Genomic DNA, 22,422 nt, shown 5'->3' with positions numbered 1-22,422 from the left:
TCTCCACCGCTTTGCTCGGAGAGCCAAAAGTAAACCGTCAGTGGCGCAGCGCTGCGAGTACTTTCACGAGTGCATCCGGCTCGCCGACGTTGCCCGGCACCACCACGTGCAGGCGTTCGCGCCCGTCGGATGCCACCAGACGCCAGACTGACACTCCCGGCAGCACTTGCCCGAGCACGACCGCCCTGGTGGCGCCCAGGCCCACCCGGGCGACGTCGGCCGAGGTGATGCCGCCCTTGGAGACGACGACCTCGACCGCCGGCAGCAGCGCCCGCACCGTCGAGGTGAGGGCCTCCATGACGAGCCGGCCGTGCTCGAGGGTGTTGTGTGCGGCGGAGCGGGCGCGCTCCGTGGTGACGACGCTCACTCCCCGGCCGGCGAGTTCGGCGGCGGCCGTGCGCGCCACGGTGGAGCCCGTGCCGGCCGGGTCGCGCAGGGCGTCTGCTGTGGGGATGACGACGGCGGGGCCGTGGCCGGCGGCCACGAGGTCCAGTTGGGCTGTGGCGCCCTGGGTGTGCGATCCGCAGACGAGGAGCGTCGGCACCGGCACCGCCAGGAGCGGGCTGGGGAGCAGACCGTCGCTCTCGACTCCGGCGAGCGCCGCGGCCAGGGGCGACGCGCTGCGCACGACGATGTTGGCGCCGCGGGCCCTGGCGGCCTCCACGCCGCGGGCGATGCGGCGGATGTCGTCGTTGGTCACGGCATCCGGAACCACGACGGAGCCGGCCGCGGCCGTCAGCAGCACCTCGTGCACCGCGTCGGCCCGGACCAGCTCGAGCGGCACGCTCACCGCGTCGCGCCCGGACTTCTGCCGCACGTAGTCGACCAGCACCGCGGTGTCGAACGGGAACACCGGGTCATCGGCGAATTCGGTGAGGTGCGCCGGCACCCGCTGGCCGGCCTGGGTTACGTAATGCACACCGTTCTCGGTCGTGCGGCCGCCGTCGGGGAACGCCGGCACGAACAGCACCACCGAATCGGCTTCCGCGAAGACCAGGGTCTCGGAGAACACGTGCCCGCGCAGGGTGGAGTCGCCGCGCAGCACGATCTGGATGTCTTCGCCCAGCCGCGCGCCGGCCGTGCGGGCGTCGGCGCGGATGGCCCGCATCAGCGCCACCGCCTCCTCCTCTGGGATGGCCCTGGAGTTGGTGAGCACATAGACGCTGTCGGCCTCGGTGAGGGCCTGGCCGATGAGGTCGGCGTTGCTGGTCAGGAGCACGACCACGTCGCTGGCCGATTGGGTGCCGGTGGGGTCGTCGTCGAGGACGATGGTCTTCATGGGGATTCCTCTGCTGGAACGGGTCGTGATGGCGTGAAGGCGGGCCGGGATGTCGTCCCGGCCCGCCGCAGGAGGGTTACTTGTCGCCGGCGATGATGGCGTCGACGGCAGCGCGTTCCTTGCGCCCCCAGGTCTCCTTGGTGAGCAGGGCGCCGACCAGACCGATCACTCCGCAGCCCATGTAGACCAGGGCGACTCCGCCGAAACCGAGTGGCACGGCGATGGCGGCGGCGATCAGAGGGATGAACCCCGAGATCGCGGCAGAGAACTGGTAGCCCAGGGAGGCACCGGAGTTGCGGGTTGCCACGGGGAACAGCTCGGAGAACCAGGCGCCCTGGGTGCCGGCGAGCATGTCGTGGATCACCGTGAGGCCGAAGACGTACGCGAACACGATGAGCATGGCACTGCCGGTGTTGACCAGCCCGAACAGCGGGAAGCCGAACGCGATGAGCAGCAGCGTGCCCAGGATGTACACCGGCTTGCGGCCGATCTTGTCTCCCAGGCGGCCCCACAGGATGGTGGCCCCCACACCGAGCGCTGCGGCGATGACCAGACCGGTCAGTGCCGTCGACCGCTCTGCGATGGGTGCGTCACCGCTGGAGATGTAGGAGATCAGGTAGGTGACAATGACGTAGAACCCGCCAGACTCGGCCAGGCGGAGGGCGATCGCACGGAGCACGTTGCGCCAGTCGCTCTTGATGACCGACAGCACCGGGTTCTTTTCGAGTGCGCCAGACGCCTTGGCTTCCTCGAACTCCGGAGACTCGCTGACCTTGAGGCGGATGATGAGTCCGGCCACGATGAGCACGGCGCTGAGCAGGAACGGCAGGCGCCAGGCGAGTTCGTTGTCGAGTCCGACCGAGAAGAGGAACACCAGGTTGGCCAGCAGGAGGCCCAGCGGAACGCCGGCCTGTGGGATGGCGGTGTACAGGCCGCGCTTCTTCCACGGCGCGTGCTCGAAGGTCATCAGGATGGCCCCGCCCCATTCGGCGCCGAAGGCCAGGCCCTGGATGATTCGGATGAGGGTGAGCAGCAGCGGAGCGAGCAGACCGACCTGCTCGTAGGTGGGCAGCACGCCGATCAGCACGGTGGCGAAGCCCATGATGAGCAGGGCGCCCACGAGCACGGGCTTGCGGCCGTACTTGTCGCCCAGGTGGCCCCCGATGATGCCGCCCAGGGGGCGCATGGCGAAGCCGATACCGAAGGTGAGGAAGCCCAGCAGCACACCGACGACCGGGTCTTCGGCGTGGAAGAACGCATCCCCGAAGTAGAGGGCGGCTGCCGTGCCGTAGGCGAGGAAGTCGTAGTTTTCGATGGTGGTGCCGACGGCGCTGCCGACGGCAGTTTTGAGTTTGTCCGGCGAACCGTCTCTGGCCCTCTGGGAGAGCGGGACGGGCGATGTCATGGTGGCGGTCATTCGAGATATCTCCTTTGATAGGTCGGCGGGGTGGGCCCGCTGGTGAACACCGTCGAAGGAGCCCGGGACGACTCCCGGGGGCCGGGGCTATCCGGGAGGGTACGTGCCTCCGACGTTGCCGATGGTGTAGAAACTGTGGATGTGCTCACTCACCAGGCGGGACGCCGCGGTGGCGTCCTTCCTGGTGATGGCGTCGAGGATGGTGCGGTGTTCGCTCCGCACGACCACAGCGGTCGCGTGCCAGTCCTCGAGCCGTTCGTAGGCCGCGACCATCTGGCGGTTGATCGCGGTGCGCAGTGAGCCCATCAGGTGGGCGGTGAGGGCATTTCCGGTGGACTCGGCGATCCGCACATGGAACGCGGTGTCGAGTCTGTTGAAGTCCTTGGCTTCGATGGACGGGTCATCCATCTCGTCGAGGATGGCGGCGAGTTCCTGGTGGTCAGCGCCGGTGGATCTGAGTGCGGCTTCCGTGCACGACCAGGTCTCGAGCGCCGTGCGGGTATCGAGGACATCGGTCGAGCTGAAGTGGCCGAGAGCGAGTTGCAACTTGAGCAGGTTGACGAAGCCCGGGCCGGGGATCCCGACGAGAACCGCGCCGCCGTCCGCTCCCCCGCCGCGGCGGATGTCCACCACGCCGAGGGCTTCGAGCACCCGCAGCGATTCCCGCAGCGACGGCCGGGACACCCCGAGGAGCACCGCCAGGTCGCGTTCGCTGGGCAGATGGTCGCCCGCCTTCAGCCGGCCGTCGAGGATGCGTTCCTCGATCTGCGACATGACCTGCTCGTACGTGCGAAGCCGTTGGACGGGTTCCCACCCTTTTGCGTTCGTCACGATATCTGCACCCCTGGGCCTGAATGGTGCGGAGACTGGATGCCTCCGCACCGCTCATCCTAGGTTCCACGACTCGGGTCTGACCGTCAGACCGCGGCGAGGGCGGCGTTCTGCTCGGCGCGGAACTCCGTCTCGAGCTCGCGGCGGAACTGCACGGCCAGCTGGGACTCGTCAAGCTCCACGTCGTTCCACGACACCGTGGTGTCGGCCGGAACGTCGCGGATGAGCTTGGCGCCGTGGGCCAGGCCCAGCGGCAGCGCCTCGCGCTCGAGGGAGAGGTGGGCGGGGGCGAGCTTGCCGAAGACCGTGTAGCCGCCCTCGCCATCCAGGGTGTCGCCGGCGCGGAGCGCCTTCTTGGTGGTCGTGACGACGTCGCCGCGGAAGCCGGTGGGCGAACCGGTGGCCTCATTGCGGAGCACAGCGGCGGCGATCGAGACATTCAGCTCGAGGCCGATCATGTGGTACGGCCGGTAGAGCGAGCCGTAGCGGCCGGTCTCGTCGGTATGCACGCCGTATTCCTTGAAGCACTGGGCCGCGTAGTCCGTGGTGGCCTCGAAGGTGACATAGACGCCCCAGCGCAGGTTGTCCGGCACCTCGGTGCCGTCGCGGTACATGCTCGACGCGATCTCGACGGTGCCGCGGCGAGTGAGGCTGCCGCCGGGGAAGGTGTTCTCCCGGAAGACGCGCGGCAGGTCGTCCTTGCTCGCCGCGGGGAAGAGCAGGCCTTCCTCCTGCGGGATGAGCCCGGTGCCGTTGGCGACGGCGGCCATCTCGATGGCCGACTTGGTTCCGTCGAGGAAGGAGTTGAACATCTTCGGGTTGTAGTCGCCGGAGGCGAGCTGCTCCGGCGTGAAGCCGTAGTAGTCCCAGACGGTGTCGGGCGTGGAGTAGTTGTACTCCGGCAGGTACTTGGTGCCCTTGCCTGCCGCGATGACGTCGAAGCCCACGGTGCGGCACCAGTCGACGAGTTCGCAGATCAGCGCGGGCTGGTCGCCGTACGCCATGGCGTAAATGACCCCGGCGGCCTGGGCGCGGCGCTGCAGGAGCGGGCCGACCATGCAATCGGCCTCAACGTTGACCATGACGACGTGCTTGCCGTTGTCGATGGCCTTCACGGCGTGATACGTGCCGATGAGCGGGTTTCCGGTGATCTCGAGGATGACCTCGATCTCGCCGCGCTCGAGGAGGTCATCCGCGCTGGCGGTGACGTAGGTGCCGCCGGTGCGGATCGCCTCATCGAAGGAGGCGGCCGCGTACCGCTCGACGGGCCAGCCGGTGCGGGCGAGCGCATCCCTGGCCTTGGGCACGTTGATGTCGGCGACGCCCACGACGTGGATGCCGGCGGAACCGAGCGCCTGGGTGAGGAACATCGAGGCGAACTTGCCGGCGCCGATGACGCCGACCCGGATGGGGCCTTGCGTCTCGGTGCGCTTCTGCAGTAGCGAAAACAGATTCACTGTCTACTCCTTTGTAGGTGGGGGCTGATATCGGAGGGTGAAGTTTGTGTTGGGTAGATGGTCTGACCATCTGCATGAGAAAGCTTCGCCTATGGCGCGACAACTGTCAAGCAGGAATATTAACTGGCTGGCCGGGCACGCAAAAAGAGGGTGCCGGCCGAAGCCGGGCACCCTCTCACCGATGGCAATCACGCCATCGGACGTTCACAATCTGTCAGCGGCGGTCGAGGACCGTCTTGACTCCCCACCACACGCAAGTACCCACGGTGGCCGCCGCCGCGAGGGCGATGCCCGCCAGCGCGGCCGGGTTGTCGTCGCCGAGCCTGTGCAGACCGAGCGTGAACCGCCTGGTGTTGATCTTGATCTGCTTGGGCACGTTGAGCTTGTACTCGATGGCGTCGAGCGTGCCGGCGAGCGCGGCGCGGGCACGGGTTGCGTCGGCCCGCAGCTCGGCGGTGCTTCGGTGTTCCGGTGTGGTCTCCGGGGTCTTGTCAGTGCTCATACTGGCCAACTCCCTTGAATGCGTCGACGTCCTTCTGGATGCTCGCGGTCACACCCTCCGGATCGTGCCTGGTGCCCTTCTTGACCCGGTTGAGGCCGATCAGGGCCAGGATCACCGCGATCAGGAGCAGTGCGACGGCCACGATCAGCGCCGACAGCCAGAGCGGCAACACAAGATCGAGGGCGATCACGGCCAGGGCGATGAAGACGATGATCGCGAAGAATCCGAACACCGCTGCGCCGATGAAGAGTCCGAGGCCGATGCCCACGTTCTTGGCCTTGCCGGAGATGTCGGCCTTGAAAGCGTCGATCTCGGCCTTGACCAGGTCGACGATCTGGCCGGGGAGCTCGCTGAGGAGCGCGAACAGGGACTGCTTGCTCTTGGGGTTGTACCCGCTGGTGCTCACTGGCATCCTTCCTGGACTGTCTCGACTACGGTTACGGCGTGTCGGTGGCGGCGGCCTTGGCCGCCGAGGTGGCCGACGCCGCTGCCGACTTGGCGGACTTGGAAGCGGCTGCCGCTGCCTTGCCGGCCGCGGTGGCGCTGCCGGCTTCGGCGGCGGGCGTCTCGGTGACGGTCGCCGTCTTCTTGGCCTCGGTCTTGTTCTGCACGGCGGAAACGACCTTCTTGCCGGCTTCGTACAGCACACCGGGAACGTCGCCGACGCGCTCGAGCGCGAAGTCCTTGACGTCGTTCACGCGCCGCTGCACTGGCGGCCGGTTCCACAGGTCGGAGGCGGCCGACGCGATCTGGTCGTAGCGCTTACGACCGGCGCGTGCGCCGAGGACGTAACCGACGAGCCCACCCGTGATGAAAAGAAGTTTTCCCCGCATTGTGACTCCATTCCTGTACGTTCATGTTTTTCCCAGCGTAACCCCCCGAACCGGCGAGGAACATGTGCGCCGGGGCAAGACGGCAGGAAGAACAGTCCTGATCAGAGGTCTAGCACTGCCCGTCTGCCGCGGATACCCGCGTTCATCGCATCGGGGATCACCGACGCCAGTCCGGTGCCGGAGAGCCACCCGCCGGTGACGGAGAGCCCGGGCGTCTGCTCGATCGCCTCGCGCACCCGGCGGATGCGATCGGGTGCGCCGATCGTGGCGGGTGAGAGTCCGTCGCTCCACAGGGTGCGTGCGAAGCCGCGCACCTGGTGCGCCGCGAGGTCGATCCCGAGGATGGCCGCGGCGTCGTGCAGGGCGAGGTCACGCAGCTCGTCGTCGCTGAGGCCGAGGGTGGGCACCGGTGCACCCGCCCGGCCGAAGGAGAGGCGCAGCACATGGCGGCCGGGCGGGGTGAGGGCATCCAGCCAGGCCCACTTGGCGGTGGCGTGAGTGAGCGCCTTGGCCGTGACGCCGGGGGTGTCGACGGCGACGAGCACACCGGTGCCGCGCGGGTGCGCGTCGAGGGCTGGGGCGTCGAGCACGAGCGTCGCCAGTTCCACCGAGGCGGGGGCCGGCCAGTCGAGGGCGGCGATGGCGGCCAGTTCGGGGCCGAGCGGGGCCAGGAGGGCGAGCGCCGGCGCCGCGGCGACGGCGAGGATCACGTGGCGAGCCTCGATGGTGCGCGGCGCGGCGTCCTCGGCGGCGTCGTCACCGGCATCCGTCACCGCAACGTCGACGAGCCAGGTGCGGGTGCTGGTGAGACTGCCGTCGTCTGCCACGGTCTCCGTGTCGACGGGGCGGAACGCGGTGACAGGGGCCAACGTGTGGATCGCGACGTCGAACCGTTCGAGGTCGGCCACGAGGGCGTCGACCAGGGTGTGCATCCCGCCGTTCAGTCCCCGCACCATCGATCCGGCCGGCGCCGCTGTGCGCAGGGCCAGGACGGCGCCGGAGAGCGACCCGACGGTGGTGAGGGCGTTGTTCAGGCCCGGCGCGACAACATCCACCTCGAGGTCGTTCGCGTCGGTGGCGTAGACCCCGCCGGCGACCGGACTGACGAGGCGGTCGAGGACCTTCTTGCCCATCCGTTTCTCGACGAGTTCGCCGAGGCTGTGCTCGCGGCCGATCTTGAGCACGGGCATGAGCCTGTCGGCATAGGCCCGCAGGGCGCCGGACCAGCCGATGGCCCTGCGCACGTCGTCGGCCAGGGGCGAGCCGGGGATGCCGAGCACGCCGGCCGCGGGCAGCGGCACCGTCACCGGGGCGCCGCCCGCGCGATTCGCGGGCAGGTGCAGCCAGGCGCCGGCCGGGTTGGGTTCGACGATCTGATCGGTGAGGCCGAGGTCGGCGATGAACGCCGCCACCGTGTTGCCGCGCACGGCGAAGCTCTCCGCCCCGCTGTCCAGCACCAGCCCGGCCACCTCGTGGCTGCCGACGGCACCGCCCACGGCACCCGTCGCCTCCAGCACCTCGACACTGAGGCCGAGGTGGGCGCACTCGCGAGCGGCCACCAGGCCGGCGACACCGCCGCCGATGACCAAGACGTCTTTCATGACCGTGCCTTCCGCCCGGGCGACACGTGCCGCCGGGCTGACGTCGCGCTAGAGCGCGAGCGAGGGGGTTGAGCTGGTTTCGTGCACGAACTCGACCAACCGGGTGAGCACGTCGGGGTTCGTTTCCGGCGGGACGCCGTGGCCGAGGTTGAGCACGTGTGCCGGCGCGGTGCGGCCGCGCTCGAGAACGTCGAGGACATGCGCCTCGAGAACCGGCCAGGGGGCGTTGAGCAGGGCCGGGTCGATGTTGCCCTGCACGGGCACCACCCCACCCAGGCGACGGCTGGCCTCGTCGAGCGGAACCCGGTAGTCCACGCCCACCACGTCGGCGCCGATGCCGTGCATGGCCTTGAGCAGTTCGCCGGTGCCCACGCCGAAGTGCACAACGGGCACGTTGCGGCGGATCGACTCGGGGTTGGCGGCCTCGTCATCGACGGGCTCCGCATAGGTGAGGTCGCGCACATGCGCGATCGCGGCGGTAGACGCCGGGGCGACGAAACGGCTGTAGTCGTCGAGCGAGAGCGCACCGGCCCAGGAATCGAACAGCTGCGCGGCGCTCGCGCCGGCGAGCACCTGGGCGCGCAGGAACCGGCCGGTGACCTCGGCGGTCCAGGCCATCAGCGCCGCCCAGGCGTCCGGGTCCGAGTGCATGAGCGTGCGGGCATGGATGTGGTCCTTGGACGGACCGCCCTCGACGATGTACGCGGCCAGGGTGAACGGCGCCCCGGCGAAACCGATCAGCGGGGTCGAGCCCAGCTCGGCGACAGTGAGGGCCACGGCCTCCCGGATAGGTGCGAGCGCGGTGTCGAGCACGGCGGGGTCCAGCGCGATGAGGCGTTCGACATCCGCGGCCGTGCGCACAGCCTGGGAGAGCACCGGGCCCTTGCCCGCCACGATCTCCACGTCGACGCCCACGAGCTTCAGCGGAACGACGATGTCGCTGAACAGGATGCCGGCATCCACGCCGTGCCGGCGGATGGGCTGCAGGGTGATCTCGCTGGCCATGCCGGGGTCGAGGCAGGCGTCGAGCATCCGGGTGCCCACGCGCAACTCGCGGTATTCGGGCAGTGACCGGCCCGCCTGGCGCATGAACCAGACCGGGGTCACGGCGGGGCGTGTGCCCTGGTAGGCCCTGATGAGGCGTGAGTCGGAGGTGCGTCCGGCGGAAAGTGGGTGGAACTCGTCGAGGTTCATCACCATCAATTCTCTCCTAAATGCGAGACCAGATCGATTCCTGGCCGCACTGCTACACAACGTAGAATCAAGCGGTGTTGATTTGTCTGTCCGCGAACCACAAGAACTCCAGCTTCGACGTGCTCGAAAAGCTCTCTGTCGGCGCGGACGCCGCAGCCGGCGGCATGCTCTCCGGGCACGATGCCCTCAGCGGAGCCGTGGTCGTGGCGACCTGCAACCGTTTCGAGGCCTACCTCGACCTTGACGAACCGTTCGGCGTGTCCCCGCTCCCCGCCGTCTATGCCGCCATCGAGGCCGTGAGCGTGAGCACCGGCGTGAGCGCCGACCTGCTGCGCGACACCCTCGACCTCGTGCACGGCAACGGCGTCGCCGAGCACCTCTTCGCTGTCACCAGCGGACTGGAATCCGTCGTTGTCGGCGAGGGCGAGATCGCCGGCCAGGTGCGCCGCTCACTCGAGGAGGCCCGCGCCCAGGGCACCACCAGCCCCGAGCTGGAGCGCCTGTTCCAGCGGGCCTCGCAGACCTCCCGCGGGGTGAAGAACCGCACCGGCATCGGCGCCGCCGGGCGCTCGCTCGTGCGCCTGTCGCTCGAACTCGCCGAGAGCCGGGTCACCGACTGGGCGCACACCCGGGTGCTGCTGGTGGGCACCGGCCGGTACGCCGGCGCCTCGCTGGCCGCCCTCCGCGACCTCGGCGTCACCGACGTGCGGGTGTACTCGCCGTCCGGCCGGGCCGTGAAGTTCGCCACCGCGCACGACATCGCGGCCGTGCCGACGGATGCCGGCGCCCTGGCCACCGAGACCGCGCTGGCCGACCTGATCCTCACCTGCACCACCGTGGAGCACCACGTCATCGACGCGAGCATCCTCACCGCGGGCCGCGCGCTCGTAGCCGCCGGAAAGGCCGCCGCGGCGCCCGCCGTGCACCCCGCCGCCGATGCGACCGGCCTGCGCTCCTGCCCGATGGGCGAGACCGAGACCGCACGTCAGCTGGTCATCGACCTCGGCCTGCCGCGCAACGTCGACCCGGACGTGAGCGAGGTGCCCGGCGTCGAGCTGCTCGACCTCGAGACCATCCGCATCCACGCTCCGCTCGAGCAGCTCAACGCCACGAGCGAGGCCCGCAAGCTCGTGGGCCGGGCTGCCAAGAAGTTCTCCGCCGTGGCCGAGGAGCAGAGCCTGGCCCCCGCCGTCGTGGCGCTGCGCTCCTACGTCTTCGACATCCTCGACGCCGAGATCGAGCGGGCGCACGCCCGCGGTGACAACAGCGAACAGACCGAGGCGGCCCTGCGCCACCTCACCGGGGTACTCCTGCACACGCCCATGGTGCGCTCCCGCGAGCTGGCCAGGGCCGGCGAGCAGGCCGCGTTCCTCGGCGGGCTCGACGCCCTCTTCGGCATCGACGTGACCCTGCCGGAGGCAACCGCGGCCGTCGAACTGCCCGGCGCGGCCGACGCGGCCTCCTGACGTGCAGGCGGTCTGGTTCGACGCGTTCGGCAGTCTGCCCGAGCTGAGGGAGGTGGCCGACCCCGAGCCCAGCGCCGCCGGCGTGGTGGTGCGGGTGGAGGCCACCGGACTCTGCCGCAGCGACTGGCACGGCTGGCTGGGCCACGACGACGGCATCACCCTGCCGCACGTTCCCGGCCACGAACTCGTCGGTGTGATCGAGACCGCCGGCCCCCTGGTCACCCGGTTCACGGTGGGCCAGCGGGTCACCGTGCCGTTCGTCTGCGCCTGCGGCGACTGCCCGGAGTGCGACGCCGGCAACGCCCAGGTCTGCCGCAACCAGACCCAGCCCGGCTTCACCCACTGGGGCTCCTACGCCGAGCGGGTGGCGCTGCACAACGCCGACGTCAACCTCATCCCGGTGCCGGACGACCTCGACGCGGGCGCCGCGGCGCTGCTCGGCTGCCGGTTCGCCACCTCGTACCGTGGGCTCGTGCACCAGGCGAAGCTCGTGGCCGGCGAAACCCTCGTGGTGATCGGCTGCGGCGGAGTGGGGCTGTCCGCCGTGATGATCGGCCAGGCCCTGGGAGCCCGGGTCATCGCCGTGGACATCAGCGTGGACGCCCTCGCCGCCGCGGCCCGCGCCGGCGCCACCTACACGGTCAACTCCAGCGGCCTCACCGACGCCGAGGTCGTGGAGAAGGTGCGCCTGCTCTCCGCCGGCGGCGCCCAGGTGTCGGTCGAGGCCCTCGGCCGGGAGAACACCGTGGGCATCGCCATCCGCTCGCTGGCCACCCGGGGCCGGCACGTGCAGATCGGTCTGCTCGCCGAGGACCCGCGGCTGCCGCTGGGCCTGGTGATCGGCCGCGAGTTGGCGGTGCTCGGCAGCCACGGCATGCCCGCGAGCGACTACCCCGAGCTGATGGCGCTCGTGGCGAGCGGCCGGCTGCGCCCACAAGACCTGATCGCTGCCCGCATCCCGCTGGCGGATGCCCCGGCGGCGCTGGCCGCGATGTCGGCACCCCAGCCCGCGGCCGGCGTGACCCTGATCGACCTGACCCTGCCCACCCAGCACAACGGCGCCTGACCCGCGCGACGTGCCAGCGGGTCAGGCGCCGGAGGTGGCGGGGCGGGTTACGCTCCGCGCAGGCGCACGGCCAGGTAGGCGTCGAGCTCGGCCAGGGGCACGCGCTCCTGCGCCATGGTGTCGCGGTCACGCACGGTGACGGCCTGATCCTCGAGCGAGTCGAAGTCCACCGTGATGCAGTACGGGGTGCCGATCTCGTCCTGGCGGCGGTACCGGCGGCCGATGGCGCCGGCGTCGTCGAAGTCCACGTTCCACGATTCGCGCAGGCGCGCGGCGAGCGAGCGCGCCATCGGCGACAGGGCCTCGTTGCGGCTGAGCGGCAGCACGGCGGCCTTGATCGGGGCCAGGCGCGGGTCGAGCTTGAGCACTGTGCGCTTGTCGACGCCGCCCTTCGCGTTGGGCACTTCCTCCTCGTGGTAGGCATCCACCAGGAACGCCATCAGCGAGCGGGTGAGACCGGCCGCGGGCTCGATCACGTACGGGATCCAGCGTTCGTTCTTGGTCTGGTCGAAGTAGGAGAGGTCCTTGCCGGAGGCCTCGGAGTGCGTCTTGAGGTCGAAGTCGGTGCGGTTGGCCACACCTTCGAGCTCGCCGAACTCGCTGCCGGAGAAGCCGAAGCGGTACTCGATGTCGACGGTGCGCTTGGAGTAGTGCGAGAGCTTCTCCTGAGCGTGTTCGAACAGGCGCAGGTTCTCCGGGTTGATGCCGAGGCCGGTGTACCAGCCCATCCGCTGGTCGATCCAGTACTGGTGCCACTCCTCGTCGGTGCCGGGCTCGACGAAGAATTCCATCTCCATCTGCTCGAACTCGCGGGTGCGGAAGATGAAGTTTCCGGGGGTGATCTCGTTGCGGAAGCTCTTGCCGATCTGGCCGATGCCGAACGGGGGCTTCATGCGCGCGGCCTGCAGCACGTTGGCGAAGTTCACGAAGATGCCCTGCGCGGTCTCGGGGCGCAGGTAGACCATGCCGGCCTCTTCGTCGACCGGGCCAAGGAAGGTCTTGAGCAGGCCGGAGAAGGCGCGCGGTTCGGTCCAGGTGTGCCGGTTGCCGCAGTTGGGGCAGGCGATGCCGTCGATGCCGCCCTCGGGCGGGCGGCCCTTCTTCTCTTCGAATTCCTCCACCAGGTGGTCCTCGCGGAAACGCTTGTGGCAGCTGGTGCACTCCACCAGCGGGTCGGAGAAGACCTCGACGTGGCCGGAGGCCTCCCAGACCTTGCGCGGCAGGATGACGGAGGAGTCCAGGCCCACGACGTCGTCGCGGCTGGTGACCATGAAACGCCACCACTGCTTCTTGATGTTCTCCTTGAGCTCCACACCGAGGGGCCCGTAGTCCCAGGCTGACCGGCTACCGCCGTAGATCTCACCGGCCTGGAAGACGAAGCCGCGGTGGCGGGCGAGGGCGATGACGGAATCAAGACGGGAAAGTGCGGCCACGGTGGCTCCAATGGTCCAAAAGGATGGTCAAAACACCGGAACGAGCGCCCGGGTACGGATTCGTCCATTTTAGCGACGCGGGCACGTCCCCCGCTTACGGGCGTTGCCCGTCGCTGCCGGCGGCGCTATCTTCGAGTCGGTCGACTCGCACTCCGCTCGGCCCGCTCGTTCCGCTGTTCCATCAGCTCCATCGACCGGCTCTGGGGGGAGGTCCGCGTGCGACAGGACCCGGCCACCGGCCCCGGCGCCCTCACCCGGCGCACCATGCTCGCCTCCCTCGGCCTCTCCCTCGCCCTGGCCGGCTGCGCGGCCGCGGCACCGAAGACCCCGACGCCGGCCACCCGGGCCGCCGTCACGACCTCCATTCCCAGCGCACTCCCCCGGCCGCTGCCGGGCACTCCGCCACCGCCGGTGCCGGCGCTCCAGCCGGCGCCGAACCTCGTGCGGGTTCCGGTGCCGGCCGGCACCCTCTCCGGGTTGCCGGGCGAGGGCGCCCTGCTCGCCTGGACCGTGGACGACGGCTCGAACAGTGAGGTGGTGGCCCGGTACATCCGCTTCGCGGCCGAGACGGGCATCCGGCTCACCTTTTTCGTCACCGGTTGTTACGACGCCTGGACCGACAACGCCGACCAGCTGCGCCCGCTCGTGCAGACCGGCCAGATCCAGCTCGGCAACCACACCTGGTCGCATCCAGACCTCAGCACCCTGGCCGACGCCGACATCACCGGCGAGCTCAGCCGCAACCACGACTTCATCACCGACACCTTCGGCACGGATGCCCGCCCGTACTTCCGGCCGCCGTTCGGGGTGCACGACGACAGGGTGGATGCGCTGGCCGCCGATCTCGGCTACTCCGCGCCCACCACCTGGTACGGCTCGCTGTCCGACTCAGGGCTCATCACCGAGCAACAGGTGGTGGATTTCGCGACCACTTGGTTCCTGCCCCAGCACATCGTAATCGGGCACCTCAACTTCGAACCGGTGACGAACGTGTTCCCGCAACTGCGCGGCCTGCTGCACGATCGGGGCCTGACCACGGTGACCCTCAACGACGTGTTCACGAGCGCCGCGCACCCCTGAGCGGGGCCGGTGCGGAGCCGTCCGGGCGACACGCGCGGGACCTAAGGCCCCGCCTGAGAAGTTCTCGGCTGTTACCGTTACGTAGTTACCCGGCAAACTGCTGTGAGTTTCACTGTGTATCTCAAAGGGGAGTACCAATGGGCGCCACGTCCAGCATTCCGCACGACGCTATCGACGAACCAGACCTGACCCAGGACCCGGCGCTGCCGCCCGTGGCGTTGGATCCCACCATCCACGAGGCCGAAGAGGCTCACTGGACGCCGCTGAAGATCGCCATCTGGGTGGCCATCGCGCTGCTCGGCGGGCTGAGCTGGGTGATGCTGGCCGTGGTGCGCGGCGAGACCGTGAACGCCATCTGGTTCGTCTTCGCCGCGATCTGCACCTACCTGATCGGTTACAGGTTCTACTCCAACTACATCCAGAAGCACCTGCTCCGGCCGGATGACCGCCGGGCGACCCCCGCCGAGTACAAGGCCGACGGCAAGGACTACGCCGCCACCGACCGCCGGGTGCTCTTCGGCCACCACTTCGCCGCCATCGCCGGCGCCGGCCCCCTGGTGGGCCCGGTGCTCGCCGCCCAGATGGGCTACCTGCCCGGCACGATCTGGATCATCGTGGGCGTCGTGTTCGCCGGCGCCGTGCAGGACTACCTGGTGCTGTTCTTCTCGATGCGCCGCGGCGGCCGCTCGCTGGGCCAGATGGCCCGCGACGAGCTCGGCCGGGTCGGCGGCACCGCCGCCCTCATCGCCACCCTCACGATCATGGTGATCATCGTGGCCATCCTCGCCCTCGTCGTGGTCAACGCCCTGGCCGAAAGCGCCTGGGGCGTCTTCTCGGTCGGCATGACCATCCCGATCGCCCTGTTCATGGGCTGCTACCTGCGCTTCTTCCGGCCGGGCAAGGTCACCGAGATCTCCATCATCGGCTTCGTGCTGCTCATCGCCGCAATCGTCGGCGGCGGCGCCATCGCCGGCACCGAGTGGGGCTCCGCGATGTTCCACATCGACAAGCTGCCGCTGGCCATCGGCATCATCATCTACGGTTTCGTGGCCGCGATCCTGCCGGTCTGGCTGCTGCTGGCCCCGCGCGACTACCTCTCCACCTTCATGAAGATCGGCACCATCGGCATGCTCGCCCTGGCGATCATCATCGTGCGCCCCGAGATCACGGTTCCCGCGGTGAGCGAATTCGCCACCAGCGGCACCGGCCCGGTGGTGAGCGGCCAGCTCTTCCCGTTCCTCTTCGTCACCATCGCCTGCGGGGCCCTCTCCGGCTTCCACGCCCTGATCGCCTCCGGCACCACGCCCAAGCTGATCGAGAAGGAACGCCAGACCCGGTTCATCGGCTACGGCGGCATGCTGATGGAGTCGTTCGTGGCGATCATGGCCCTCGTGGCCGCCCTGTCGATCGACCGCGGCATCTACTTCGCCATGAACTCCTCGCCCGCCCTCACCGGCGGCACCGTCGAGGGCGCGGTCACCTTCGTCAACAGCCTCGGCCTGACCGGCGTGAACCTCACCCCGCAGATGCTCATCCAGACGGCCAAGGACGTCGGCGAAGCCTCCATCGTCTCCCGCACCGGCGGCGCGCCCACCCTGTCGGTGGGCCTGGCGCACATCATGCAGCAGGTGGCCGGCGGCAGCGGCATGATGGCGTTCTGGTACCACTTCGCGATCATGTTCGAGGCGCTGTTCATCCTCACCGCAGTGGACGCCGGCACCCGCGTGGCCCGGTTCATGCTGCAGGACAGCCTGGGCAACTTCTTCCCGAAGTTCAAGGACACCTCCTGGCGCACCGGCGCCTGGCTCACCACCGGCATCATGGTGCTGGCCTGGGGCGCTGTGCTCGTAATGGGCGTCACCGACCCGCTCGGCGGCATCAACACGCTGTTCCCGCTGTTCGGCATCGCCAACCAGCTGCTCGCCGCGATCGCTCTGGCCGTGTGCCTGGCCATCGTCGCCAAGCGCGGCATGTTCAAGTACCTCTGGATCGTCGCGGTGCCACTGGCCTTCGCGGCCGTCGTCACCATCACGGCGTCCATCCTGAAGATCTTCTCCAGCGTGCCGTCCGTGGGTTACTTCGCCCAGAACGCCGCGTTCAGCAAGGCCCTGGCCGCCGGCGAGACGAGCTTCGGCACGGCCACCTCGGTGGAGGCGATGGAGGCCGTTGTGCGCAACACCATGGTGCAGGGCATCCTGTCGATCATCTTCGTCACACTCGCGGTCATCGTGATCTTCACCGCGCTCCAGGCCACCTGGAACGCCTGGCGCACGCACTCGAACGCGACCAACGAAGACCTCGCCGTGCCGTCGCGCATCTTCGCGCCGTCCGGCCTCGCGGCCACGTCGGCCGAGAAGGCAACCCAGGCGCTGTGGGACGCCCGCCCGAGCACGGGCAAGCGCACGACGCGCGGGCACTGAGGGGCGGGCACCGATGAGCGTCGTCACCGCCGTGCGCACCGCCGCGGCCGGGCTCGCCTGGTACGTCAAGGGCGTCATGGGTGAGGATGCCTACGACAAGTACCTGGCGCACCATGAGTCGGTGCACGGCACGGGTGCCCGGGTGCCGGCGATGACCGAACGGGAGTTCTGGCGCGACCAGACCGACCGGCAGGACACCAACCCGCAGGGCCGGTGCTGCTGAGCGGCAGAAGCTCACGACGTCGCCCCGACAGCACCGCGGCCCGCCCGGGCGTCGATCCGGGCGGGCCGTAACATTGACGGTGATGACTGATTCAACGAAACCCCCGCTCAACAAGGACACCAGGCTTTGCATCTCGCTGGCCGCACGACCCAGCAACTTCGGCACCCGGTTCCACAACTACCTCTACGAGCAGTTCGGGCTGGACTTCGTCTACAAGGCCTTCACCACCACCGACCTGGCCGGGGCCATTGCCGGAGTGCGCGCGCTCGGCATCCGCGGCTGCTCGGTGTCGATGCCGTTCAAGGAAGACGTGATCGCGCTCGTCGACGAACTCGACGCCTCGGCCACGGCCATCCAGTCGGTGAACACCATCGTGAACGACGACGGCTACCTGCGTGCATACAACACCGACTACATCGCCGCTGTCGACCTGGTGCGTGGCAACAACCTCGACCCGGCCACCCCGCTGCTGCTCCGCGGCTCCGGCGGCATGGCCAAGGCCGTCGGCGCGGCCCTCCGCGACTCCGGCTTCACGGCCGGCACCGTCGTGGCCCGCAACGAGACCCGCGGCCGCGCCCTGGCCGAGGAGCTCGGCTACACCTGGCTGGCCGAGCCCGGCACCGCGACCGCACCGCTGCTGGTGAACGTCACCCCGATCGGCATGGCCGGCGGAGCGCAGGCGGCTGAATTGGCGTTCTCGGCCGCGGCCATCGCGGCCGCCGACACGGTCTTCGACGTCGTGGCGCTGCCCGCCGAGACGCCGCTGATCCTGGCCGCCCGCGCCGCCGGCAAGACCGTGATCACCGGTGCTGAGGTGATCGCCCTGCAGGCCGCCGAGCAGTTCGAGCGCTACACCGGTGTGCGCCCCACGCCGGAGCAGGTGCAGGCCGCCTCGGCCTTCGCCCGCGCGTGACCGCGGTGGCGGCCGGAGCGGGCCCGGCCTCCGCGGCACACCCCGACATCCTGGTGGCGGCGATCGCGCTCATCCGCGACCGCCGGGTGCTCATGGTCACCGCCCGCGGCCGCGACGTGTGGTTCATGCCCGGCGGCAAGATCGATCCGGGCGAGACCGAGGCGGATGCCGCCGCCCGCGAAGCCTGGGAAGAGGTGGCGCTGCGCCTGGACCCGACCAGCCTCGTTCCACTGTTCACCGTGCTGATCCAAGCGCACGGCGAGCCGGAGGGCCGGCTGGTGCGGATGGCCGTGTTCGGCGCCGACACAGCGGACAACCCCGCGGCGAGCGCCGAGGTGAGCGCCCTGCACTGGGCCACCGCGGCCGATGCGCACCGCTGTCCCCCCGCCGGCGCCGAAGTCCTAGCCCGCCTGCAGGCATCCGGCCTCATCGACTAACCCCTCTCTCGGGGTACTGTGCGTGCATGACCGATGCGCAGCCGCTTTCCTGGGCGGACATCCGGCTGTGGGAGATCGGGCTTCTCGAGCGTTCGACGGGCAACGGCCTCGAACACTGGCTGGCCCGCATCCGTGACCTGGACCCGCCCGGCGAACACGTGCTGCGCGACTGGCTCACCCGCGAGGGGGTCTCCGGCTACCCGCGTGCCCTGCTCGTGCACGAGACGTTCGGCTATCCGGACTCGGCGGTGCGGGTGGCCGACGAGATGCTCGACGCTCAGTACGACGACCGGCCGGCGCTGCGGCCGATCCTCGACGCCGTGCTGCTCTACGCGGGCGACCTCGACGACGTCGGCATCCAGACCCGCCAGACCCATGTGGCTCTGACGGGCCCGCACGGCACCTTCGCGATCGTGCAGCCGACCACCAAGCACCGGGTCGACCTGGGCCTTCGCATCGAGCTGCCCCCGACCGCGCCCAGCACCCGGCTGCGGCGCAGCGCCGAGCTGGGCCCGGCGTTCCCCTCGTTCATCCCGCTCACGGCCCCCGGCCAGGTCGACGCCGACGTGGCCGCCTGGCTGAAGCACGCCTACGACACGACCACCTAGCGCCGCCCGGGTATGCTCGCGGCGTGAGTGACGAAGTCGAGCGGGTGCACCCGGAGGACAGGCTCGCCTGGCGCGCCTGGCTGGCCGAGCACCACCTGGTGAGGTCGGGCGTCTGGCTGGTCACCTGGCGGCAGGCCTCAGGCATGCCGGTGCTCGGCTACGACGAGGCCGTGCTCGAGGCCCTCGCCGTTGGCTGGGTCGACAGCAAGGGCAGCCGCCTGGATGACCGGCGCACCATGCTCTACTTCGCCCCGCGCCGGCGCGGCAGCTCCTGGTCCCGGCCCAACAAGCTCCGCATCGAGAGGCTGCGACAGGAGGGCCTGATGCGCCCGGCCGGCGAGGCCGCGGTGCGTTCCGCCGAAGCAGATGGTTCCTGGACCCGGCTCGACGAGGTGGAGGACCTGATCGTGCCACCGGACCTCGCCGCGGCACTGGCCGCTTTCGCTGGTGCCAGGGCGAACTGGGACGCGTTCCCGCGCTCCCCGCGCCGCGCCATCCTGGAGTGGATCGTGCTGGCCAAGCGCCCGGAGACCCGCGCCGCGCGCATCCAGGCGACGGCAGAGGCGGCATCCCTGAACAAACGCGTCCGCGAGCCGTGAGAAAAGCCCCGAAAACTCGAGGTTTTCGGGGCTTTTCTCACGGCTCGCGGATGGTTAGTGCACGTATTCGAGGAGGTCCAGGCCCACCGAGCGCATGCCGTCCAGCACCGAGAGGCGCGACGACAGCGAGTGGTCTTCGAAGAACACAGAGACGGCGTAGGCCACTCCGGCGCGCGGTCCGCGCAGTACGCCCACCTCGCTGCGCACGCCGGTGTCTGTTCCGGTCTTGTTCACCAGCAGCACCCCGTGCGAGGGTTCGCGGTGCGCGTGCGGCGAGAAGCCGAAGGCGCTGGCGACCATGGAGAGATCGGAGTTGAGCGAGAGCCAACCGAGCACCCGTTCGCTGCCCTCGTCGTCGAGGATCTCGCCGCGGGCCAGAGCCGTGAACAGCCAGGTGAGCTCGTTGGCGCTGCCGATGGACAGGTTCGGGGCATCGTCGGGGCCGCGCTCGTCGCGCACCAGGTCGAGCAGGCCGGTGCGGTCCAGGCCGAGCTCGACGGTACGGCGGCGCACCGCCTCCAGGCCCACGGCGCGCAGCAGCACATTGGTGGCGAGGTTGTCGTTGGTGGCGCCCACGAGGGCGGCGAGATCGGCGACGGGCAGCGACGGCGCCTGCAGGTGCTGCCAGAGCCCCGAGCCGGCCACGGAGTCGTTCACCGTGCGGTCGAGGATCGTATACGCGCCGAAGTCGGGGTCACGCAGCCGCGAGGCCACCTCGATGAGCAGAAGCACGGTGCCGACACCGGCCATGGGCATCACCACGTGGTCGTCGACGGAGAACAGCACCCGGCCGGTGGCCAGGTCAGTGGCCCTGGCCGACACCTGGGCGCCGCCCATGGCGAGCTCACCGAGGTGCTGGAAGCCGCGCTCGAAGCTGGACGGCGCTGCGGCCTCGCGGTGCTTGCCTCGCCGCTCGACCCCATGCCGGGAACGTCGTTCGGATTCCTGTGCTGGCGCGACCACTACTGCTTGTATCCTCTGGATCTCCGGGCTGTTCTCAGCCTCCGCGAACACCCTAACCCACCGGGTGTGACACTGCGCAGGACGCTACCAGATCGTGACGCGCTTCTCAGGAGCGAGCCAGGCGGCATCCGACTCCGTGACCCCGAACGCCGTGTAGTACTCGTCGATATTGCGCACAATCTGGTTGCAGCGGAACTCGTTCGGCGAGTGCGGGTCGATCGCGAGCAGCCGGATGGCCTCCTCGTCGCGCAGCTTCATCTGCCAGGCCTGCGCCCAGGAGAGGAAGAACCGCTCCGCCCCGGTGAGACCGTCGATCACGGGCGGCTCCGCGCCCTCGAGGGAGAGCAGGTAGGCCTTCCAAGCGATGGACAGACCGCCGAGGTCGCCGATGTTCTCGCCGATGGTGAGCGCGCCGTTCACGTGGTGGTCGGGCACCTGCGCCGGCGCGAGGGCGTCGTACTGCTCGATCAGCGACGCCGTGCGTTCCTCGAACGCGGCCCGGTCGGCCTCGGTCCACCAGTCGGTGAGCTTGCCGTCGCCGTCGTACTTGGAGCCCTGGTCGTCGAAGCCGTGGCCGATCTCGTGGCCGATGACAGCGCCGATGGCGCCGTAGTTCGCGGCGGCATCCCGGTTCACGTCGAAGAACGGCACCTGCAGGATGGCGGCGGGGAAGACGATCTCGTTGAAGCCCGGGTTGTAATAGGCGTTGATGGTCTGCGGGGTCATGAACCACTCGTCCCGGTCGAGCGGGTTGCCGATCTTGCCCAGCTCGCGGTGGAACTCGAACTCGCCGGCCGCGCGGACGTTCTTGATCAGGTCGCCGGCGTCGATGGCCAGGGTGGAGTAGTCGCGCCACTTCACCGGGAAGCCGATCTTGGGGGTGAACTTGTCCAGCTTCTCCAGCGCCCGCTGGCGGGTCTCGGCCGTCATCCAGTCCAGTCCGGTGATGCTGGCGCGGTAGGCCTCGACGAGGTAGCCGACGAGCACGTCCATGCTGGTCTTCGCGTCGGGCGAGAAGTGCCGCTCCACGTAGATGCGGCCGACGGCCTCGCCGAGTGCGCCCTCCACGAGAGAGACGCCGCGCTTCCAGCGGGCCCGCATCTGCGGGGTACCGGTGAGGGTGCGACCGTAGAAGTCGAAGTTGGCCTCGACGAAATCGCTCGACAGGTAGGCGGCGCTCGAGCGGATGACCTGCCAGCGCAGCCAGTCCCGCCACGCGTCGAGCCTGTCATCCGTGAGCATCTCGGCCAGGCCGACGACGAAGCTGGGCTCGCGCACCACGACCTCGGTGAAGGCCACGGCCGGGGCGTCCAGGCCCTCGAGCCAGAGGTCGAGGTCGGCGCCGGCGGCGAGCGCGGAGAGCTGGTCCCAGGTCTTGAGGTTGTAGGTCTTCTCGCTGTCGCGGGTGCGCACGTTGTCCCAGTGGTGGCTGGCCAGCTCGGTCTCGAGGGCCACGATGCGCGCGGCCCGGCCGGCGGCGTCGTCGATGCCGGCGAGGGTGAGCATCCGCTCGACGAACGGCAGGTAGGCCGCCCGCACGCCGGCGAACTTCTCGTCGCGGTAATAGGACTCGTCCGGCAGGCCGAGGCCGGCCTGCTCCACGAAGACCAGGTAGCGCTCGGGGTTGCCCGGGTCGTTGTCGACGTAGAGCTGGAAGGCGCCGGCGACACCGGCGCGCTCGAGGCGGCCGAGGGTGGCCAGGAACACCGGAACCGAGCTGATGCCGTCGACGGTGGCGAGGTCGGCGGCGAGCGGGGTGGCGCCGAGCTTCTCGATGCGTTCCTCGTCCATGAAGCTGGCATAGAGGTCGCCGAACTTGCGCTCCTCCGTGCCCTCGGCGGCGGTCTGCGCCTCGAGGATGATGTCCTGCACGGCCTTCTCGGCTTCTTCGGCGAGCAGGTAGAACGAGCCCCAGCGGGCCTTGTCGTTCGGGATCTCGGTGCGGGCGATCCACTTGCCGTTCACGTGGCGGAAGAGGTCGTCCTGCGGGCGCACGCCCGGGTCGAGTTCGTCGGTGTCGATTCCGGATGCAGTCGCCTGATCAGTCATCCCACCACCCTAACCTCGTCGTGCCGTGCTGGGGGAAGGGATGCGACCGGT

General features: G+C 69.6%; 21 protein-coding genes. 9 read left to right on the top strand and 12 right to left on the bottom strand.

Features of this window, described 5'->3' with window-relative positions; all coding sequences use genetic code 11:
- Positions 1–37: 37 nt before the first annotated feature.
- The 9 genes from BJQ94_RS00590 to hemE all read right to left on the bottom strand — a co-directional run bounded on the left by BJQ94_RS00590 (position 38) and on the right by hemE (position 9,114).
- On the bottom strand, positions 38–1,279 hold the full coding sequence (locus tag BJQ94_RS00590; RefSeq protein ID WP_265399498.1) for a four-carbon acid sugar kinase family protein: 1,242 nt from the start codon (positions 1,277–1,279) through the stop codon (positions 38–40).
- A gap of 76 nt (positions 1,280–1,355) precedes the next feature.
- Positions 1,356–2,696 carry an MFS transporter gene (locus tag BJQ94_RS00585; RefSeq protein ID WP_265399497.1) on the bottom strand — a complete coding sequence of 447 codons (1,341 nt, stop codon included), beginning with the start codon at positions 2,694–2,696 and terminating at the stop codon, positions 1,356–1,358.
- 87 nt (positions 2,697–2,783) lie between these two features.
- A complete protein-coding gene (locus BJQ94_RS00580) occupies positions 2,784–3,527 on the bottom strand; it encodes a FadR/GntR family transcriptional regulator (RefSeq protein ID WP_265399496.1) in 744 nt (247 codons plus the stop codon).
- Positions 3,528–3,613: 86 nt separating this feature from the next.
- Positions 3,614–4,984: a Gfo/Idh/MocA family oxidoreductase gene (locus tag BJQ94_RS00575; protein WP_265399495.1), complete on the bottom strand. Its 1,371-nt coding sequence runs from the start codon at positions 4,982–4,984 to the stop codon at positions 3,614–3,616.
- A 214-nt stretch (positions 4,985–5,198) separates the two neighbouring features.
- On the bottom strand, positions 5,199–5,486 hold the full coding sequence (locus BJQ94_RS00570; RefSeq protein WP_265399494.1) for a DUF3618 domain-containing protein: 288 nt from the start codon (positions 5,484–5,486) through the stop codon (positions 5,199–5,201).
- Positions 5,476–5,892 carry a phage holin family protein gene (locus tag BJQ94_RS00565; protein ID WP_265399493.1) on the bottom strand — a complete coding sequence of 139 codons (417 nt, stop codon included), beginning with the start codon at positions 5,890–5,892 and terminating at the stop codon, positions 5,476–5,478. The genes BJQ94_RS00570 and BJQ94_RS00565 overlap by 11 nt, the downstream gene beginning before the upstream one ends.
- 31 nt (positions 5,893–5,923) lie before the next feature.
- Positions 5,924–6,319 carry a hypothetical protein gene (locus tag BJQ94_RS00560; RefSeq protein ID WP_265399492.1) on the bottom strand — a complete coding sequence of 132 codons (396 nt, stop codon included), beginning with the start codon at positions 6,317–6,319 and terminating at the stop codon, positions 5,924–5,926.
- A 101-nt stretch (positions 6,320–6,420) separates the two neighbouring features.
- Positions 6,421–7,920, bottom strand: coding sequence for a protoporphyrinogen oxidase (hemG, locus tag BJQ94_RS00555; protein WP_265399491.1), 1,500 nt, complete (start codon positions 7,918–7,920; stop codon positions 6,421–6,423).
- A 48-nt stretch (positions 7,921–7,968) separates the two neighbouring features.
- The gene (gene hemE, locus BJQ94_RS00550; RefSeq protein ID WP_265399525.1) at positions 7,969–9,114 is read right to left on the bottom strand and encodes a uroporphyrinogen decarboxylase; all 1,146 of its coding nucleotides are present in this window, start codon (positions 9,112–9,114) and stop codon (positions 7,969–7,971) included.
- A gap of 74 nt (positions 9,115–9,188) precedes the next feature.
- Between hemE and BJQ94_RS00545 the strand changes: the two genes are divergently transcribed.
- Together BJQ94_RS00545 and BJQ94_RS00540 are read left to right on the top strand one after the other, a co-directional pair.
- Positions 9,189–10,580, top strand: coding sequence for a glutamyl-tRNA reductase (locus tag BJQ94_RS00545; protein WP_265399490.1), 1,392 nt, complete (start codon positions 9,189–9,191; stop codon positions 10,578–10,580).
- A 1-nt stretch (position 10,581) separates the two neighbouring features.
- A complete protein-coding gene (locus BJQ94_RS00540; protein ID WP_265399489.1) occupies positions 10,582–11,646 on the top strand; it encodes an alcohol dehydrogenase catalytic domain-containing protein in 1,065 nt (354 codons plus the stop codon).
- Between the two features lie 47 nt (positions 11,647–11,693).
- Here BJQ94_RS00540 and BJQ94_RS00535 read toward each other — a convergent pair whose 3' ends face one another.
- Positions 11,694–13,079, bottom strand: coding sequence for a glycine--tRNA ligase (locus BJQ94_RS00535; RefSeq protein WP_265399488.1), 1,386 nt, complete (start codon positions 13,077–13,079; stop codon positions 11,694–11,696).
- Positions 13,080–13,295: 216 nt separating this feature from the next.
- On the opposite strand from BJQ94_RS00535, the gene BJQ94_RS00530 reads away from it, so the two are divergent.
- From BJQ94_RS00530 to BJQ94_RS00500, 7 genes are all read left to right on the top strand, one after another.
- The gene (locus tag BJQ94_RS00530; RefSeq protein WP_265399487.1) at positions 13,296–14,159 is read left to right on the top strand and encodes a polysaccharide deacetylase family protein; all 864 of its coding nucleotides are present in this window, start codon (positions 13,296–13,298) and stop codon (positions 14,157–14,159) included.
- A gap of 137 nt (positions 14,160–14,296) precedes the next feature.
- Positions 14,297–16,579, top strand: coding sequence for a carbon starvation CstA family protein (locus BJQ94_RS00525; protein WP_265399486.1), 2,283 nt, complete (start codon positions 14,297–14,299; stop codon positions 16,577–16,579).
- A gap of 13 nt (positions 16,580–16,592) precedes the next feature.
- Positions 16,593–16,802: a YbdD/YjiX family protein gene (locus BJQ94_RS00520; RefSeq protein ID WP_265399485.1), complete on the top strand. Its 210-nt coding sequence runs from the start codon at positions 16,593–16,595 to the stop codon at positions 16,800–16,802.
- Positions 16,803–16,884: 82 nt separating this feature from the next.
- Positions 16,885–17,715: a shikimate 5-dehydrogenase gene (locus tag BJQ94_RS00515; protein WP_265399484.1), complete on the top strand. Its 831-nt coding sequence runs from the start codon at positions 16,885–16,887 to the stop codon at positions 17,713–17,715.
- A complete protein-coding gene (locus tag BJQ94_RS00510; RefSeq protein ID WP_265399483.1) occupies positions 17,712–18,152 on the top strand; it encodes an NUDIX domain-containing protein in 441 nt (146 codons plus the stop codon). Before BJQ94_RS00515 ends, BJQ94_RS00510 begins: the two co-directional genes overlap by 4 nt.
- A 26-nt stretch (positions 18,153–18,178) precedes the next feature.
- Positions 18,179–18,760 carry a DUF5655 domain-containing protein gene (locus BJQ94_RS00505; protein WP_265399482.1) on the top strand — a complete coding sequence of 194 codons (582 nt, stop codon included), beginning with the start codon at positions 18,179–18,181 and terminating at the stop codon, positions 18,758–18,760.
- Positions 18,761–18,783: 23 nt separating this feature from the next.
- The gene (locus BJQ94_RS00500) at positions 18,784–19,359 is read left to right on the top strand and encodes a YdeI/OmpD-associated family protein (protein WP_265399481.1); all 576 of its coding nucleotides are present in this window, start codon (positions 18,784–18,786) and stop codon (positions 19,357–19,359) included.
- A 54-nt stretch (positions 19,360–19,413) separates the two neighbouring features.
- On the opposite strand, the gene BJQ94_RS00495 is transcribed toward BJQ94_RS00500, so the two are convergent.
- Both BJQ94_RS00495 and BJQ94_RS00490 read right to left on the bottom strand, forming a co-directional pair.
- Positions 19,414–20,322: a serine hydrolase gene (locus BJQ94_RS00495; protein ID WP_265399480.1), complete on the bottom strand. Its 909-nt coding sequence runs from the start codon at positions 20,320–20,322 to the stop codon at positions 19,414–19,416.
- A gap of 84 nt (positions 20,323–20,406) precedes the next feature.
- Positions 20,407–22,371, bottom strand: coding sequence for a M13-type metalloendopeptidase (locus tag BJQ94_RS00490; protein WP_265399479.1), 1,965 nt, complete (start codon positions 22,369–22,371; stop codon positions 20,407–20,409).
- Positions 22,372–22,422: the final 51 nt, after the last annotated feature.

It is taken from the genome of Cryobacterium sp. SO2, assembly GCF_026151165.2.
Lineage (GTDB): Bacteria > Actinomycetota > Actinomycetes > Actinomycetales > Microbacteriaceae > Cryobacterium.
Note: the sequence above shows the minus strand (reverse complement) of the source record. Positions and strands in the feature narration are given on the sequence as shown.

Bases quoted from the DNA above. Each gene is read 5' to 3' on its own strand.
- BJQ94_RS00515 (WP_265399484.1), top strand. From the start codon at position 16,885: ATGACTGATTCAACGAAACCCCCGCTCAACAAGGACACCAGGCTTTGC.
- hemE (WP_265399525.1), bottom strand. From the start codon at position 9,114: ATGAACCTCGACGAGTTCCACCCACTTTCCGCCGGACGCACCTCCGAC.
- BJQ94_RS00525 (WP_265399486.1), top strand. From the start codon at position 14,297: ATGGGCGCCACGTCCAGCATTCCGCACGACGCTATCGACGAACCAGAC.
- hemG (WP_265399491.1), bottom strand. From the start codon at position 7,920: ATGAAAGACGTCTTGGTCATCGGCGGCGGTGTCGCCGGCCTGGTGGCC.
- BJQ94_RS00570 (WP_265399494.1), bottom strand. From the start codon at position 5,486: ATGAGCACTGACAAGACCCCGGAGACCACACCGGAACACCGAAGCACC.
- BJQ94_RS00560 (WP_265399492.1), bottom strand. From the start codon at position 6,319: ATGCGGGGAAAACTTCTTTTCATCACGGGTGGGCTCGTCGGTTACGTC.
- BJQ94_RS00520 (WP_265399485.1), top strand. From the start codon at position 16,593: ATGAGCGTCGTCACCGCCGTGCGCACCGCCGCGGCCGGGCTCGCCTGG.
- BJQ94_RS00590 (WP_265399498.1), bottom strand. From the start codon at position 1,279: ATGAAGACCATCGTCCTCGACGACGACCCCACCGGCACCCAATCGGCC.
- BJQ94_RS00585 (WP_265399497.1), bottom strand. From the start codon at position 2,696: ATGACCGCCACCATGACATCGCCCGTCCCGCTCTCCCAGAGGGCCAGA.
- BJQ94_RS00505 (WP_265399482.1), top strand. From the start codon at position 18,179: ATGACCGATGCGCAGCCGCTTTCCTGGGCGGACATCCGGCTGTGGGAG.
- BJQ94_RS00490 (WP_265399479.1), bottom strand. From the start codon at position 22,371: ATGACTGATCAGGCGACTGCATCCGGAATCGACACCGACGAACTCGAC.